Raw genomic sequence first — 14,634 nt, forward strand, 5'->3', positions numbered from 1 at the left:
CAAGCCCTGGTAATCCTCGCCCGCAAGCTCTGCCGGGTGGCATTCGCGCTGATGAAAAACCAGAGCGAATACCAACCGAACTTAAGGTTGCAGGGTTTACCTGCAACATAGAATCTCCCACAGTTGACCGCATTCCAAGGGTGGAACGCGGTCAACTGTGGGAGCGGGCTTGCTCGCGAAGGCCGCGCCGCGGTCTAGGCGGTCTTGCCCGTATGGTTATTCAAGGAAATAACCTTGGTCTTGCCAATCCGGTGACGATAAATCTCACGCAGGTACTTGATCGCTTTCTTCACGCAGTCCCGTGACAGGCGAATATCGTTGATCGAGACGAACTTCTCCTTGTCATTGATCAGCTCGCGATACTTCTTCTCATACATCGGCTTGATCGCGTACCAGTTGGTATCGAGGATTTTCGCCGGGTTTTCGAATTCGTTGAGCAGCTCGTCAATACGGTCCTCGTCGAAGTCTTCATGGATGATGAAGTCCAGGATCGAGTTGTCCAGCGTCTCGTCGAAGCGGTACGGGTTGCGGGCAAAGCAGCGTTTGATAAAGGCCACGATCAACGTCAGGAAATCATCCGACAGGCACGGGCTCTTGGCGATCAGGGTGGTCAGCGACAGGTTGGCCGAGGCGCCGATCACCAGGGCGTAGCGCTTGAGGGTGGTGTTGGGGAACAGGCTGTTGAGGTGAGTCTTGAGCCGGTTCAGGTCCATGTAGGACAGCTTGTAGTCCTTGGGCAGGGAGACAATGGACACCACCGACGAGCAGTTCTTGAAGAAGTGCAGGTCGTGCAGGGCCGCCGCGTCATAGCCGGAATTCTTGTACTGCTCCAGCGACGCCCGATAGCGCTTGGATTCGATCGGCAACAGGCTGATGCCTTCAATGGCCTGGGTGACCTTGTTGAAGTGAGGCAGGTCGATGGAGCGGAAAAACAGATCGTCGATATTCAGGCGTTGCGGTTCTTTTTCGAACACCTTGAACTTGTCATTCGACGGCGCCGGGGTTTCCGGGACCACAGACTCGGCATAGGCAATCGCCACCGGCCCGGCCAGGCTCATGAACAGATCGTTGGCGTCCAGGCGAATGGTTTCACCGATATCGATGCCAGCCCGGCGGAAATAGTTCTGGTCGTAGTCGGTCGTCACCGCCTGGGCCGTCAGAATGTTGAAGATCTGCTGTGAGATGTACTGGTTGGCGTGTTTTTCCATAGCATTGACGTCAATGTTCTGGATGTTGCCATCGTCGCTTTCTTCGGCGTAACGCATGATGTCGTTGGAGATCAGCATCATGGCGTTCCACGGGCGAATACGGCCTTTGACGCTGGCCTCGCTGCTGTCTTCATTGTCGAAGTTGTACGAGAAGTCCCATTCCTCCGACAGATATTTGCACAGCAGCCGCCCGGCGTTGATGTGCAACGCCTCGGACATTTCGCTGCGGTGATCGGAGATATTCGGCAGCACGCAGATGCCGCTGGTGAAGATCGGCTCGAACACAAAGGCATGGCCGCTCTTGCTGTCGTGCTCGTCGGCGGGCTTGGTGTCGAAGGTCTTGTTCATGTACGAGTGTTGCTGGGCCAGGCCGAATTCCGAAGCCATGCCCGAGCCGGTGCCACCGCCGGCGCTGAAGATCGAGAAGTACAGGCGCGACTGGTTGGCCTTGATCCCGCAGGAATCGATCAGGTACGAATGGATCATTTTCCAATCGGGGCTGGAAAAACGCTGGGTGTCTTTGTTGAGGATGATCTTGGCCAGGTACTGGCCGAGGATCGGTGCGTTACCGGCGCCACCGGCATGCACTTCCGACAGGTCCATGATTTTCATCTTGCTGTAGTCGCGCAAAAAGCCGCTTTTTTCGCCCTTGCGGGAAAAACGGATCCGCCCGGCAATGTCCTTGTCCAGGTCGCCGAGCATCACCAGCGGTTCTACCAGGAACACCGGCTTGCTGGCCTTGCTAGCGCCCAGGCGCAGATTGTTACGGATCCATTGGGCTGGGCTGTAGCCCTTTTCAACGTAGGATTTGTCTTCGGTGCTGAACTCGTTCAAGTAGAACTTGCGAGCGTTGTACACCAGTTCCGCGACATCCAGGGCAATGTTGGAGCCGCAGCGCCCTAAGCCGATCAGGCACACCGAGGGGAACTCCTGCTCGCCGCGTGCCTCGCTGTCACCCTCAAGGTGTGGCGGGCGCGGGAACACCATGTCGCGCAGGCCGTCGAGATTGTCGAGGATGCGATCGGTGTTGGTTTCGGTGAAGTACAGGTATTGCTGGGTGCCCAGCGCACGCTGACTGTTCAATGACTTTGAAGCTGAGGGTTTTTCCGCAGGAGCTGTCAGCAACACGTCGGATACCGCAGTAACAGGATTATTTTTAGAAGTCATTGTGCGCCATGTGCCTGGACGGACGGCTAGAAAGCATCAAAGAGCCATCACCGAGTGAGAGTTCGCGACTTTTACAGTGCGTTTTAGGCCTCGGCTACCTGTCTTAACCCTATTTTCTCTAGGGAAAAGCGACGCCGGACTCTCATGAATCGGCCGTTCGTCGGCGTTCTTTAATCAAAATGATGGCGATATGCCAAGGCTCTTGCGGATCAGCGGATGGGACGTACCACCGAAGAGGTGTCCTTGTTGCCTGCCAGGCTTAACGGTGTGAGCGGGTTGTGCTGATCGAGCCTGTTGATCAAGGCGCTGACTTCATTGGCTGGCACCGCTGCACTGAGCAGGTAACCCTGCACATAATCGCAGCCATGCTTGATCAGAAGCTCCAGTTGCTGCGGGGTTTCCACCCCTTCGGTGATGACTTGCAGGTGCAGGGTGTGGGCCATGCCGATGATCGCCTGGACAATCTCCATATCGGTGGTGGATTTGGGAATGTCCTGGATAAAGGACCGATCGATTTTCAAGGTATTGAGGGGCAGGCGCTTGAGGTAGGAAAGGGAAGAGTACCCGGTGCCAAAGTCGTCGATGGACAGCGAAACCCCCAGGGCGCGGATTTGCCGTAGCAGGATCAGGGTGCTGCTGATGTTGCCCATCAGGGCATTTTCGGTCACTTCCAGTTCCAGGCGGCTGGCGGCGATGCCACTGCTGCGCAGGGCATATTCGATCTCATCTGCCAGTTCGTCACGGGCCAGGTTCAGGGCCGAGCAGTTGACGGCCATGGTCAGGTCCGAGTGACCCTGCTCCGTCAGCCAGCCCAGATCGGCACAAGCCTGGCGTAGGACCCAGTTGTCCAGCTCGGCGATCAGCCCGTTGTTTTCGGCAATACCGATAAACCGCTCGGGTGCCAGCAACCCATGGAGCGGATGTTGCCAGCGCACCAGGGCTTCGAGCCGTGTGACCTTGCCTTTGCGCAGGTCGAGGATCGGTTGGTAGTGCAGGACCAGTTCTTTTTGGTTGCGTAGCGCGTTACGCAGTTCCTCTTCCAGCTGAAGTTCAAGAGAGGCGCGGGTTTTCAGGTTGGAGCTGAAGAAGTTCAGGCTGTTGCGCCCGCCATCCTTGGACTGATACAGCGCCAGGTCGGCGGTTTTCAGCAGTTCCTCGCTGGTGGTCCCGTCCTCGGGAAATACGCTGATACCGATGCTGGTAGTCATCACCATGCGCCGGCCAGCCAGCTCGATGGGCTCTTTCATTTTTTGCATGATGCGCTGGGCCATGTGCCGCGCTTCGTCGCGATGATGAATATTGATCAGGATGCAGAACTCATCGCCGCCGAACCGCGCCACCACATCATTGTGGCTGCGCACCGAACTCTTGATATGCCCGGCCAGGACCGTCAGTAGCTCATCGCCGGCGTCATGACCCAGGCTGTCGTTGATCCGCTTGAAGTGGTCGATGTCGAGGAAAATCAACGCCAGCATGTTCCCCGCCAGGGATTTCTGTGCGAGCTTTTCGGCGAAGATCTGGTTGAAGCCCCGGCGATTGAGCAGGCCGGTCAAGGCATCATAGTGAGCGACTTGCTGCAGGGATGCGCGCGCCTGGTCCAGCTCGGTCAGCAAGGTATTGACCCGACGCAGGTCGCGTTCCTTGTGCTGCAGTTTCTTGTCGGCCAGGGCTGCGCTGATGCTGCTGCCGATCACCAGCAACGTGATGACGGCCACCGACAGCCCCAGTTGCGTCGGGTTATTGTCGATTGGCAGCGACGGTACAGCCCCTGTGGGCAGCAGCAATTGCATGGCGGCCATACCGGTGAAGTGCATGCTGATAATGCCGGCGCCGAGCACCAGGCTGGCGCCGTATTTGAGCAGTTGGTGGAACATCCCGCTGCCATTGCGCAGGTAATGGGACAACAGCAAGGCCGCCAGGCTGGCGCCGATGGCGATGGCTACCGACAACCCGAACAGCGCGCTGGAAAAATACATCTGGGCCTCGGAGCGCATGGCGGACATGCCCACGTAATGCATCAGGGTGATGCCCAGGCCCATCCAGATGGACGCGACCAGATACTGATGAAAGCGCAGTTGTGTATGACTGAGGGTTTGCATGGCGAACAACGAGGCGACCATTGCGATCAGCAATGAAGCAAAGGTCATGAATAGTTCGTAATGGATGGCGATGGGCGCCTGGAACGCCAGCATGCTGATGAAGTGAGTCGACCAGATCCCGCCGGCCAGGCAAGCGGCGCCGATCCAGCGCCAGCGGCGTTTTGCCGTCGGGTTGTCAACGTGGCCGACACGTTCAGCCATGTCCAGGGTGCCGAAGCCCGCAGCGCAGGCAACCAGATACGCCAGCAGCACCAGGAACGGGTTATGGGTGCAATCGATTAATAAATACCCGCTCTCGGGAAGGGGGGTAAAAAAATGCAGACCCAGCCATTCCATAGCATGTCCCGTTAGAGTCATCTCTTGTCACGGCGCGCGGCGATGACCTATGGAGTCAAGTATAGAAGGCTCAACGAAATCGCAAGCGGTGATGGCATTTTGATTTCTTCGATTTTGGCATCCCGCCCATAGCCAATGGTTCTAAGCGCTGATCGGCAACTCGTACTCGTAAGGCGGTTGCTCGAGTGGCGCCAGGCCGAACGCGGCACGAGCGGCGTCGCAATCGACGTTCACTTCGCCCTGGCTCCATGACGCCTCGAACTCCCGGCACACGCTGGAGCGCTGCTCGTAGATCGAGCAACGTGTACCGCAGCCCACTTCGCCTTCCAGGCTGACGCAGCGCGCCGGCTTTTGATCGGTGCCGATCATCGCCACCCGGCTGGGGTTGATCTGCACCACCAGTTCATCGGGCACGGTGCCGCCTGATGAAGCGCATTCGCCCCAAAAGAAAGACACGCGAAAGTGTGAACAGCAGGCACCGCAATTCAGACACGGACTGGCATCGGACATGGCACGTCATCAATAAGAGGTAAGGGAGGAACTGCGGAAGGCTCGCTATTCTATTCCTGCCAAGGCGCTTGGGAAGGGGGGCGCGTGCTTATTTTTTTACCGGGAAAATCCTGCTGGCCTCGACGAAATTACGCCCTATCAGCTTTACGAATCATTACAGACAACCGCGCCTTGGCTGACTAGATTGCAGGTTCCGGGCAGGATGCGTCGGCATCGAGCCTCTATAACAATAAAGAGACGGACCCATGCAGAACTCGACCCAAGCGGCGAATGCCTGGCGCATTCTGTTCCTGCTGTTCCTGGCCAACCTGTTCAACTTCTTTGATCGCACGATCCCGGCGATCATCATCGAGCCGATCCGCATGGAATGGCACCTCAGTGACTTCCAGCTCGGGATCATCGGCACCGCGTTCACCATCGTTTATGCCATTGCCGGCTTGCCTTTGGGGCGCCTGGCCGATACCGGCTCACGCAGCAAACTGATGGGCTGGGGCCTGGCGAGCTGGAGTGCGCTGACGGCGGTCAACGGTATGGTTGGCAGCTTCTGGACCTTCCTGCTGGTGCGCATGGGCATCGGTATTGGCGAAGCCAGCTATGCACCGGCCGCCAACTCGTTGATCGGCGACCTGTTCCCGGCCCACCGCCGCGCCCGGGCCATGGGGATTTTCATGCTGGGCCTGCCCTTGGGCCTGTTGCTGGCGTTTTTCACCATCGGCGCGATGGTCCAGGCGTTCGACAGCTGGCGTGCACCGTTCTTTATTGCGGCGGTCCCGGGGCTGATCCTCGCGGTGTTCATGTTCTACATCAAGGAGCCCAAGCGCGGCGCCGCCGAAACCGTGCAAGTCTCTCAAGAGAAAGTTGACCGGCCGATTCGTCGCGTGCTGGCGGTCCCGACCTTCCTCTGGTTGGTGCTGGCCGGGCTGTGCTTCAACTTTGCCACCTATGCCTGCAACTCGTTCCTGGTGCCGATGCTGCAACGTTACTTCCTGATGCCGCTGCAAGAAGCTGCGGTGGCAACCGGGGTGATCGTCGGCGTGACGGGCTTGTTCGGCCTGACCTTGGGCGGCCTGGTGGCCGACAAGATTCACCAGCGCATTGCCAACGGCCGGCTGCTGTTTGCCGCCTTCAGCCTGATTATCTCCACGGTCTGCACGGCTTGGGCCCTGCATGCGGGGCGTATCGAGATTGGGGTGTTTGTCGCGGTGTTCAGCGTGGGCTGGCTGTTTGCCTATAACTTCTACACCTGTGTGTACACGGCAATCCAGGACGTGGTGGAGCCGCGCCTGCGGGCGACTGCCATGGCGTTATTCTTTGCCGGCCTGTATCTGCTGGGTGGTGGTATGGGGCCAGTGGTGGTGGGCGCATTGTCTGATCACTTTGCCCATGCGGCGATGTATGCGGCGGGCGCCGAGCAAATGACCGAGGCGTTCAAGGCCGTGGGACTGCATGACGCCATGTACCTGATCCCGGTGGCGTTGTTCCTGACCATGCTGTTTCTGTTTCAGGCTTCGCGGTGTTTTGTGCGCGATGCCAAGCGGATGAAGGATGGGTTGGGAGTGGTGGCGGTGCCGGGTCCGGCGGTTCCTGCTTGAGACCCGGGTGATGCTATCGCAGGCAAGCCAGCTCCCACAGTTGACCGAGTTGCCAACTGGAACACCGGTCAACTGTGGGAACTGGCTTGCCTGCGATGAGGTCCTCAAGACCCCATAAAAAAGGCCCGCATTGCGCGGGCCTTCTTGTTTGACAGGGCAGGGTGCGGATCAACCCGCTACCAACACCCGAATCGCTTCCAACCGCAGCGCCGCCTTGTCGAGCATGGCCAGGCCTTGCTCGCGTTGTTGGCGCAGGGCAACCAGTTCGCTGTCGCGTACGGTTGGGTTGACGGCTTGCAGGGCAGTCAGGCGTGCCAGCTCTTCGTCGGTGTCTGCCGCCAGGCGACGTTGCGCCTCGGCCACACGCTCGGCGTGGCGCGGGGCGATTTTCTCTTCGCCGGCGTTGATCCGTGGCGTCAGCTGATCACGCTGAGCCTGCACGAACTTGTTGGCGCTGGCCCGTGGCACGCTTTCCAACTGGTCGTTCAGGGTGGTGAACGACACACGGCCCGACAAGTCATTGCCATTGGCATCCAACAGGCAACGCAGGGCTGCCGGCGGCAGGTAGCGACCCAGTTGCAGCGAACGCGGCGCCACTACCTCACTGACGTAGAGCAGCTCCAGCAACACGGTGCCCGGCTTGAGCGCCTTGTTCTTGATCAGCGCCACGGCGGTGTTGCCCATGGAACCGGACAGCACCAGATCCATACCGCCCTGGACCATTGGGTGCTCCCAGGTAATGAACTGCATGTCTTCGCGAGACAGCGCCTGGTTGCGGTCGTAGGTAATGGTTACGCCTTCGTCGTCGCCGAGGGGGAAGCTGGCGTCGAGCATTTTTTCGCTGGGCTTGAGGATCAGCGCGTTTTCCGAATGGTCTTCGCTGTCGATGCCAAATGCGTCGAACAGGGTTTCCATGTAGATCGGCAGGGTGAACTGATCGTCTTGCTCCAGGATATCTTCGACCAGTGCATCACCTTCGCCAGCGCCGCCGGAGTTGAGCTCCAGCAAACGGTCGCGGCCGGTGTGCAGCTCGGCTTCCAGACGCTCGCGCTCAGTCCGGGCTTCGTCGATCAGGCCTTGCCATTCAACGTCGTCGGCATTTTCCAGCAGCGGCAGCAGGCGCGGGCCGAACTGGTGCTGCAAGGCGTTGCCGGTCGGGCAGGTATTAAGGAAGGCGTTCAAGGCTTCGTGGTACCACTGGAACAGCCGCTCTTGCGGACTGGTTTCCAGGTACGGCACGTGTAATTCGATCACATGCTTCTGGCCGATCCGATCCAGACGCCCGATGCGTTGCTCCAGCAAGTCCGGGTGCGACGGCAGATCGAACAGCACCAGATGGTGGGCGAACTGGAAGTTGCGGCCTTCACTGCCGATTTCCGAACAGATCAGCACTTGGGCGCCGAACTCTTCATCAGCGAAGTAGGCGGCGGCACGGTCCCGTTCAAGGATGTTCATGCCCTCGTGGAACACCGTGGCCGGGATGCCGGAACGCACGCGCAGGGCGTCTTCCAGGTCCATGGCGGTTTCGGCATGGGCGCAGATCACCAGGACCTTGGTGCGCTTGAGCATCTTCAACTGGTCGATCAGCCACTCGACACGCGGGTCGAAGCGCCACCAGCGGTTTTCTTCTTCGATATCCGGCTGCGACTGGAAGCTGACTTCCGGATACAGCTCGGCATGCTCGCCCAGCGGCAGTTCCAGATACTCGTCCGGGCACGGCAGCGGGTAGGCGTGCAGCTTGCGCTCGGGGAAGCCTTGCACCGCGGCGCGGGTATTACGGAACAGCACGCGGCCGGTGCCGTGGCGGTCCAGCAGCTCACGCACCAGGCGCGCGCTGGCTTCGGTGTCGCCATCGTTGACGGCGGCCAGCAGGGCTTCACCTTCGTTGCCGAGGAACCCCTGGATAGTCTTGTGCGCAGCCGGTGAAAGGCGGCCCTTGTCCATCAGTTCCTGGACGGCTTCGGCCACCGGGCGATAGTTCTCGCTCTCGGCGCGGAAGGCTTTGACGTCGTGGAAACGGTTCGGGTCCAGCAGGCGCAGACGGGCGAAGTGGCTGTCCTGGCCCAGTTGTTCCGGGGTCGCGGTCAGCAGCAGCACGCCGGGAATGGTCTCGGCCAGTTGCTCGACCAGTTGGTATTCGGCGCTGGCTTTCTCTTCGTGCCAGACCAGGTGGTGCGCTTCGTCGACCACCATCAAGTCCCAGCCGGCAGCGAACAGCGCGTCCTGGGCCTTCTCGTCATCCACCAGCCACTCCAGGGCCACCAGCGCGAGTTGGGTGTCTTCGAACGGGTTGCTGGCATCGCTTTCGATAAACCGTTCTTCGTCAAACAGCGCCACCTGCAGGTTGAAGCGTCGGCGCATTTCTACCAGCCATTGGTGCTGGAGGTTTTCCGGGACCAGGATCAGCACGCGATTGGCGCGGCCGGACAGCAACTGGCGATGGATCACCAGGCCGGCTTCGATGGTCTTGCCCAGGCCTACTTCGTCGGCCAACAGGACCCGTGGCGCGATACGGTCGGCCACTTCACGGGCAATGTGCAATTGGTGTGCAATTGGCTGCGCACGCACGCCGCCCAGGCCCCAGAGCGAGGACTGCAATTGGCGGCTGGTGTGTTCCAGGGTGTGGTAGCGCAGGGAGAACCAGGCCAGCGGGTCGATCTGCCCGGCGAACAGACGGTCGCTGGCGAGGCGGAACTGGATGAAGTTCGACAGTTGGGTTTCCGGCAGGGTGACCTGCTCGTTCTGCCCATTGAGGCCGTGGTAGACCAGCAGGCCGTCGACATCGTCGACTTCGCGCACGGTCATTTTCCAGCCTTCGAAGTGGGTGATGGTGTCACCCGGCGAAAACCTCACGCGAGTGAGGGGCGCATTCCGTAGCGCATACTGGCGAGTGTCGCCAGTGGCCGGATAGAGCACGGTCAACAAGCGGCCGTCCTGTGCGAGAACGGTGCCTAACCCCAGCTCTGCTTCGCTGTCACTAATCCAGCGTTGCCCCGGTTGATACTGCTGCGCCATGCTGCCTGACTCCCGCCGTGAAAAAGCCGACTATTCTAACGGAACAAGGCCCCCAGCCAAAGGACTCTGACAAAAACTACTCCGCTTGCAGGGATCAAAGAGGGCGACTCGACGGGTGGCAGGGCACGGGTGACTGACGACTGGGTCACAAGTTGGCGACCCCGGGCTCAAGTCGCTGGTGCGCCAGCCGACAGCCTGCTGACAGGAGACTAATAATTATGTTGCCACCGATCTTGCCCTTGAGTGTTGTGCCGGTCACGTCACAACTCGACCCCGTGCGCCCAAAGCCCGATATCCCGCCGGTGGTACCTGCGCAGGCGAGCTCCAACGAAAGCACAATCGACCTGAAAAACCGCGACGCCGAGCAATCGACCCTGATGCTGCGCGAGGAGCAACGACGCCAGCAGGAACAGCAGAAACGCCGGCGCGAGGCCGACGAAGATCCCGAGCAGCACCTGGCCATTCCCGGTGATGAACTCAACGCCGATAACACGGTGCCGGTCGCGCCGCTGATCGAGGACGCGCCCCGCCAGGGGTTGTGGGTGGATGTCGAGGTTTGACCCCTGGGCGGGCCAGGACGCATTATTGAGTCACTCCAGCCACCACGTAAGCCATGCCATGAGTGACGACAAGCTGATCGACCTGAATGCCGAACGGGCCAAACGGGTGCACGACCTCAACGACAAGCGCCTAAATGACGTGCGCCAGGCGTTCGAGCAGGCCATGCCGTTGGGCAAGGCGAAGAAAAAGTCGAAAAACAAAGCGAAAAAGCGCTGAAATGCCCTGAATCTGTTGATTCAGGTCAGTTATTTCCCTTCTTTACGCCCCGTTGCGGGCGACATTGATCCCCGTCAATTTATCCCCCCGGCTTCTTGGTTAACTTAGCCCCATCGCAACAGGGCAAGAGCAGGAGGCCGGTCATGTTTTTCGATAATGTGGTTTTCGCCGGGGTGCTGACTGTCGGCCTCATGGTGCTGTTTTTTGTAGGGTTTGGTTTTTTTATCTGGAAAGACGCGAATAAGCGTAAAAAACCATAGGTTTTTCCGGGTTACATGAGCACGCAAGGCATTTTGGGCGACTTCGGTCGCCCTTTTTTTTGCCCGGATTTTGAAGCAATTCCTGTAGGAGCCGGCTGCCGGCGAAAATCGTCAACGATAACGCGGTGGGCCTGGTACCCCGTGTTGTTCTCAAGTTTTTCGCCGGCAAGCCGGCTCCAAGGACAAAAAAAGGCGTGACCCTCGCAGGTCACGCCTTTTTCAGTTGCGCGGGCGGTTAACTGCCCAGCGCCTTGGACGCCAACCAGAACAGCCCGGCCGACAGGCTCACCGTGGCCGGAAGGGTCAGCACCCAGGCCATCAGGATGGTCTTCACGGTGCCGCCTTGCAGGCCGCTCTTGTTCGCGACCATGGTCCCGGCCACGCCCGAAGACAGCACGTGGGTGGTGGACACCGGCAGGGCGAAGATATTGGCAAAGCCAATCATGGTGGCGGTGGTGATTTGCGCCGACATGCCCTGGGCATAGGTCATGCCCTGCTTGCCGATCTTCTCACCGATGGTCAGTACCACACGCTTCCAGCCCACCATGGTGCCCAGGCCAAGGGCCAGGGCCACGGCGAGGATCACCCAGAACGGGGCGTATTCGGTGGTAGCAGTCAGGTCTTTACGCAGTTTTTCCAGGTCTGACTTCTCGCGGGAATCAAGGCCTGGCAGCTTGCCGACTTTCTTCGCGGTATCGTCCAGGCACAGCAGGTAGCGACGGACTTCAATGCGCTGGTCGGAGGTCAAGGAATGGTAGTCAGAGACACCCTTCAATGTGCCGAGGAGGGCGTTGATGGTGGGTTCGGTCTGTTGCGGATTGCAACGGAACTTGCCTGGCAGGTCGTCTCTGACACTTTTGCCCAGGGCAAGGAATTCGCCGAGGGTTTCGTGGTTACGCTGGTAGAACTGGTTGAGGTGCAGGGTGGCGTCGCGGGTTCGCTCGATCTGGTAAGTGGTGCTGCCCAGATCAAGTACGAACTGCGCGGGCACGATACCAATCAGCACCAGCATGATCAGGCCGATACCTTTCTGACCGTCGTTGGAACCATGCACGAAACTCACGGCCATCGCGGAAATCACCAGTACCAGGCGGTTCCAGAACGGCGGGTGTTTCTTGTCGTCGAGCTTGCGGCGCTGGTCCGGTGTCTTGTGCATCTTCGACAGGGGACGCCACCATTTAAGGCCAATCAACACCAGGGCAGCGACCAGGAAGCCGGCCATGGGCGAGAACACCAGCGAGGCGCCGATATCAATGGCCTTCTGCCAGTTGACCCCATCCGCCAGTGGAATATCGTTGATCAGGGCATTGGCCAGGCCGACACCGAGGATCGAACCGATCAGGGTGTGGGAGCTGGATGCCGGGATCCCGAAATACCAGGTGCCGAGGTTCCAAGTGATGGCGGCGGCCAACAATGAGAACACCATGGCCAGGCCATGTCCGGTGTTCACATTGATCAGCAACTCCACCGGCAGCAAGTGCACGATGGCATAGGCAACGCCCACCCCGCCGAGCAACACGCCGAGGAAGTTGAACACCCCGGAAAAGAATACGGCCAGGTGCGGCGGCATCGCTTTGGTATAGATGACTGTGGCCACCGCGTTAGCGGTGTCATGAAAGCCATTGATGAACTCGAAGGCGAGGACAAAGGCGAGGGCGAGCAACAGGCTCACAAGAACCCAGGCATCCAGTCCGCTGAATAAATCGATCATGAAGGTTTTATGACCCGGTCGTAAGGGGGCGCGATTATGCCAGAAAACCTCAGTAATCGATGCACTAGCTGCTCACCGGTAACATTCTTCAACGAATTAGTTGGGAGGAGGGGTGTGGCTACCAGATATTTCGGTGGTTTGGCAACTCATTGATTTGTAAAGAATAGAGGGGGCGGGACAGGGTGCGACAATTAGGGCGAGGGGGCTGAAACGGCTGTATGAAATTTCGTAATGGCGCCGAAAGTGACGATTGGAGGGCATACCCAAGGCGCCCCTGCCAGGAGGTGCTGGCAGGGCAATGACTTGCCAGGAAGGCTCAGTCCAGCAGAGCTTATGGCTCTTCGGCCTTGAGATCCTTTTCGATCTTTTGGATTTCCTGGGCAAACGCCTGGTCGAGCAGACTGGCTCGTTTGCGCCATGGTTTGCGCTCCGGCTCCGGTTGTGCGGCGTAGGTGGTGACTTCCCCGCCGTAAACATCCTTGTAACGTTGCTCCTGGCGCTCAAGTTCTGCGCGCAGTTCGTCTTTCGTCACATTGTTACCTAATTGAGTTGAGTTTGATTCCGGTGAAGCGCGATATCAGGAAGAGGCTTACGATCGACCACTTCTGTATTGCACGCGGCCACGGCACCGGGGAAGTACAGCTGTCGTAGCAACAGTTTTCTTTTTCAGGACTGGGTACTTGCGACCAAGGCCTGGATACGGCAATGGCTAGGTTCAGCGGGATCGACGATCGCGCGTCCAGCCAACTCCAGATTGTTACAGAGCGCATTATAGCGGCGCATTTGAATAAGACTATCGTCAACAAGTTAAAAAGCGTCAACTTGGCCAGATGAGAGGGCAGTTCAATAGTGTCGAGAACTTGGTGCCACTTGCCTAATAATCGGTATGTGACAGTTGAAAGTAAAATTGGCACTAATTAAATCAACGCGCGCTGCGCCTGATCCATTCAGTCAGCAAATTGCGATTATCGAATGATCGTCCGATAATCGCCCAATGTTGGCGCCCCTGCCTTGTACATCCGCTGCCCGGCGGCTTGTAATGGCGGTTGAAAACAAGAGAAAGGACCTGAAATGAACGATCAATTGCGCAACTCCTTTGCCTCAGTGGCGCCGCCGATCGTTGCGTCACCGGCCAAGCGCATCCAGGCGTTTACCGGCGACCCGGATTTCATGACCTCCCTGGCACGCGGGCTGGCCGTGGTACAGGCGTTCCAGGAGCGCAAGCGCCACCTGACCATCGCGCAGATCAGCCATCGCACAGAAATCCCCCGCGCTGCCGTCAGGCGTTGCCTGCATACCTTGATCAAGCTCGGCTACGCCACCACTGACGGGCGCACCTATTCCCTGCTGCCCAAGGTCCTGACCCTGGGGCATGCCTACCTCTCGTCCACGCCCCTGGCGGTTTCTGCCCAGCCCTACTTGGACCGCATGAGCGAGCAGCTTCACGAAGCCTGCAACATGGCGACCCTGGAAGGCGACGACATCCTCTACATCGCCCGCTCTGCCACGACCCAGCGCCTGATCTCGGTGGATCTGTCGGTCGGTGGCCGGTTGCCGGCCTATTGCACCTCTATGGGCCGGATCCTGCTGGCCGCCCTGGATGATGCGTCGCTGCAGGACTACCTCGATCATGCCGATCTGCAAATCAAGACCAGCCGCACCCTGACCACGCCCCAAGCCTTGCTTGAATGCCTGCAACAAGTGCGGCAACAGGGCTGGTGCATCGTTGACCAGGAACTGGAGCAGGGCCTGCGCTCCATTGCCGTGCCGGTGTATGACGCGTCTGGCCAGGTGTTGGCCGCGCTCAATGTCAGCACTCACGCCGGCCGGGTCAGCCGTAGCGAGCTGGAGCAACGCTTCCTGCCGAGCATGCTCAGCGCCAGCCAGGAGCTGAGTGCCCAGTTGTTTGCTTAAGCTGTTCGGTGACCGCACAGATCCCGGTTTGATGAATTGACGGTG

General features: G+C 59.1%; 11 protein-coding genes and 1 pseudogene. 6 read left to right on the top strand and 6 right to left on the bottom strand.

The window, feature by feature from the left end; all coding sequences use genetic code 11:
• Nucleotides 1-111: pseudogene (locus HBO09_RS28695) on the top strand (IS110 family transposase); the annotation flags it as partial.
• Between the two features lie 83 nt (nucleotides 112-194).
• Here the strand turns inward: HBO09_RS28695 and HBO09_RS25030 are convergent.
• The 3 genes from HBO09_RS25030 to HBO09_RS25040 form a co-directional block, all read right to left on the bottom strand.
• The gene (locus HBO09_RS25030) at nucleotides 195-2,375 is read right to left on the bottom strand and encodes a hypothetical protein (RefSeq protein ID WP_169999324.1); all 2,181 of its coding nucleotides are present in this window, start codon (nucleotides 2,373-2,375) and stop codon (nucleotides 195-197) included.
• 209 nt (nucleotides 2,376-2,584) lie between these two features.
• Nucleotides 2,585-4,810 carry a bifunctional diguanylate cyclase/phosphodiesterase gene (locus tag HBO09_RS25035; RefSeq protein ID WP_169999323.1) on the bottom strand — a complete coding sequence of 742 codons (2,226 nt, stop codon included), beginning with the start codon at nucleotides 4,808-4,810 and terminating at the stop codon, nucleotides 2,585-2,587.
• 141 nt (nucleotides 4,811-4,951) lie between these two features.
• On the bottom strand, nucleotides 4,952-5,320 hold the full coding sequence (locus HBO09_RS25040; RefSeq protein ID WP_169999322.1) for a YkgJ family cysteine cluster protein: 369 nt from the start codon (nucleotides 5,318-5,320) through the stop codon (nucleotides 4,952-4,954).
• Between the two features lie 245 nt (nucleotides 5,321-5,565).
• Here HBO09_RS25040 and HBO09_RS25045 point away from each other — a divergent pair, with 245 nt between their 5' ends.
• The gene (locus HBO09_RS25045) at nucleotides 5,566-6,912 is read left to right on the top strand and encodes an MFS transporter (RefSeq protein ID WP_169999321.1); all 1,347 of its coding nucleotides are present in this window, start codon (nucleotides 5,566-5,568) and stop codon (nucleotides 6,910-6,912) included.
• Nucleotides 6,913-7,080: 168 nt separating this feature from the next.
• On the opposite strand, the gene rapA is transcribed toward HBO09_RS25045, so the two are convergent.
• The gene (rapA, locus tag HBO09_RS25050; RefSeq protein ID WP_169999320.1) at nucleotides 7,081-9,927 is read right to left on the bottom strand and encodes an RNA polymerase-associated protein RapA; all 2,847 of its coding nucleotides are present in this window, start codon (nucleotides 9,925-9,927) and stop codon (nucleotides 7,081-7,083) included.
• A gap of 218 nt (nucleotides 9,928-10,145) precedes the next feature.
• On the opposite strand from rapA, the gene HBO09_RS25055 reads away from it, so the two are divergent.
• The 3 genes from HBO09_RS25055 (at nucleotide 10,146) to ccoM (ending at nucleotide 10,964) form a co-directional block, all read left to right on the top strand.
• Nucleotides 10,146-10,487 carry an aspartate-semialdehyde dehydrogenase gene (locus tag HBO09_RS25055; RefSeq protein ID WP_169999319.1) on the top strand — a complete coding sequence of 114 codons (342 nt, stop codon included), beginning with the start codon at nucleotides 10,146-10,148 and terminating at the stop codon, nucleotides 10,485-10,487.
• Between the two features lie 25 nt (nucleotides 10,488-10,512).
• Nucleotides 10,513-10,704, top strand: a complete 192-nt coding sequence (locus HBO09_RS25060; RefSeq protein WP_169999291.1) for a hypothetical protein — start codon at nucleotides 10,513-10,515, stop codon at nucleotides 10,702-10,704.
• A gap of 143 nt (nucleotides 10,705-10,847) precedes the next feature.
• Nucleotides 10,848-10,964: a cytochrome c oxidase subunit CcoM gene (ccoM, locus tag HBO09_RS29140; protein ID WP_029297086.1), complete on the top strand. Its 117-nt coding sequence runs from the start codon at nucleotides 10,848-10,850 to the stop codon at nucleotides 10,962-10,964.
• 235 nt (nucleotides 10,965-11,199) lie between these two features.
• On the opposite strand, the gene HBO09_RS25065 is transcribed toward ccoM, so the two are convergent.
• Entirely contained in the window at nucleotides 11,200-12,675 is a 1,476-nt protein-coding gene (locus tag HBO09_RS25065; RefSeq protein ID WP_029297084.1) for an inorganic phosphate transporter, read from the bottom strand.
• A gap of 331 nt (nucleotides 12,676-13,006) precedes the next feature.
• Entirely contained in the window at nucleotides 13,007-13,207 is a 201-nt protein-coding gene (locus tag HBO09_RS25070) for a hypothetical protein (RefSeq protein ID WP_029297082.1), read from the bottom strand.
• A 539-nt stretch (nucleotides 13,208-13,746) separates the two neighbouring features.
• Between HBO09_RS25070 and pcaR the strand changes: the two genes are divergently transcribed.
• Nucleotides 13,747-14,589: a pca regulon transcriptional regulator PcaR gene (pcaR, locus tag HBO09_RS25075; protein ID WP_169999318.1), complete on the top strand. Its 843-nt coding sequence runs from the start codon at nucleotides 13,747-13,749 to the stop codon at nucleotides 14,587-14,589.
• The last annotated feature ends 45 nt before the right edge of the window (nucleotides 14,590-14,634 follow it).

The organism is Pseudomonas sp. WS 5027, from assembly GCF_012985695.1.
Taxonomy (GTDB): Bacteria; Pseudomonadota; Gammaproteobacteria; order Pseudomonadales; family Pseudomonadaceae; genus Aquipseudomonas; species Aquipseudomonas hygromyciniae.

Excerpts from the sequence above, each read along its gene's own strand:
- ccoM (WP_029297086.1), top strand. The coding sequence starts at position 10,848 with ATGTTTTTCGATAATGTGGTTTTCGCCGGGGTGCTGACTGTCGGCCTC.
- HBO09_RS25035 (WP_169999323.1), bottom strand. The coding sequence starts at position 4,810 with ATGGAATGGCTGGGTCTGCATTTTTTTACCCCCCTTCCCGAGAGCGGG.
- HBO09_RS25065 (WP_029297084.1), bottom strand. The coding sequence starts at position 12,675 with ATGATCGATTTATTCAGCGGACTGGATGCCTGGGTTCTTGTGAGCCTG.
- HBO09_RS25040 (WP_169999322.1), bottom strand. The coding sequence starts at position 5,320 with ATGTCCGATGCCAGTCCGTGTCTGAATTGCGGTGCCTGCTGTTCACAC.
- HBO09_RS25030 (WP_169999324.1), bottom strand. The coding sequence starts at position 2,375 with ATGACTTCTAAAAATAATCCTGTTACTGCGGTATCCGACGTGTTGCTG.
- pcaR (WP_169999318.1), top strand. The coding sequence starts at position 13,747 with ATGAACGATCAATTGCGCAACTCCTTTGCCTCAGTGGCGCCGCCGATC.
- HBO09_RS25045 (WP_169999321.1), top strand. The coding sequence starts at position 5,566 with ATGCAGAACTCGACCCAAGCGGCGAATGCCTGGCGCATTCTGTTCCTG.
- rapA (WP_169999320.1), bottom strand. The coding sequence starts at position 9,927 with ATGGCGCAGCAGTATCAACCGGGGCAACGCTGGATTAGTGACAGCGAA.
- HBO09_RS25055 (WP_169999319.1), top strand. The coding sequence starts at position 10,146 with ATGTTGCCACCGATCTTGCCCTTGAGTGTTGTGCCGGTCACGTCACAA.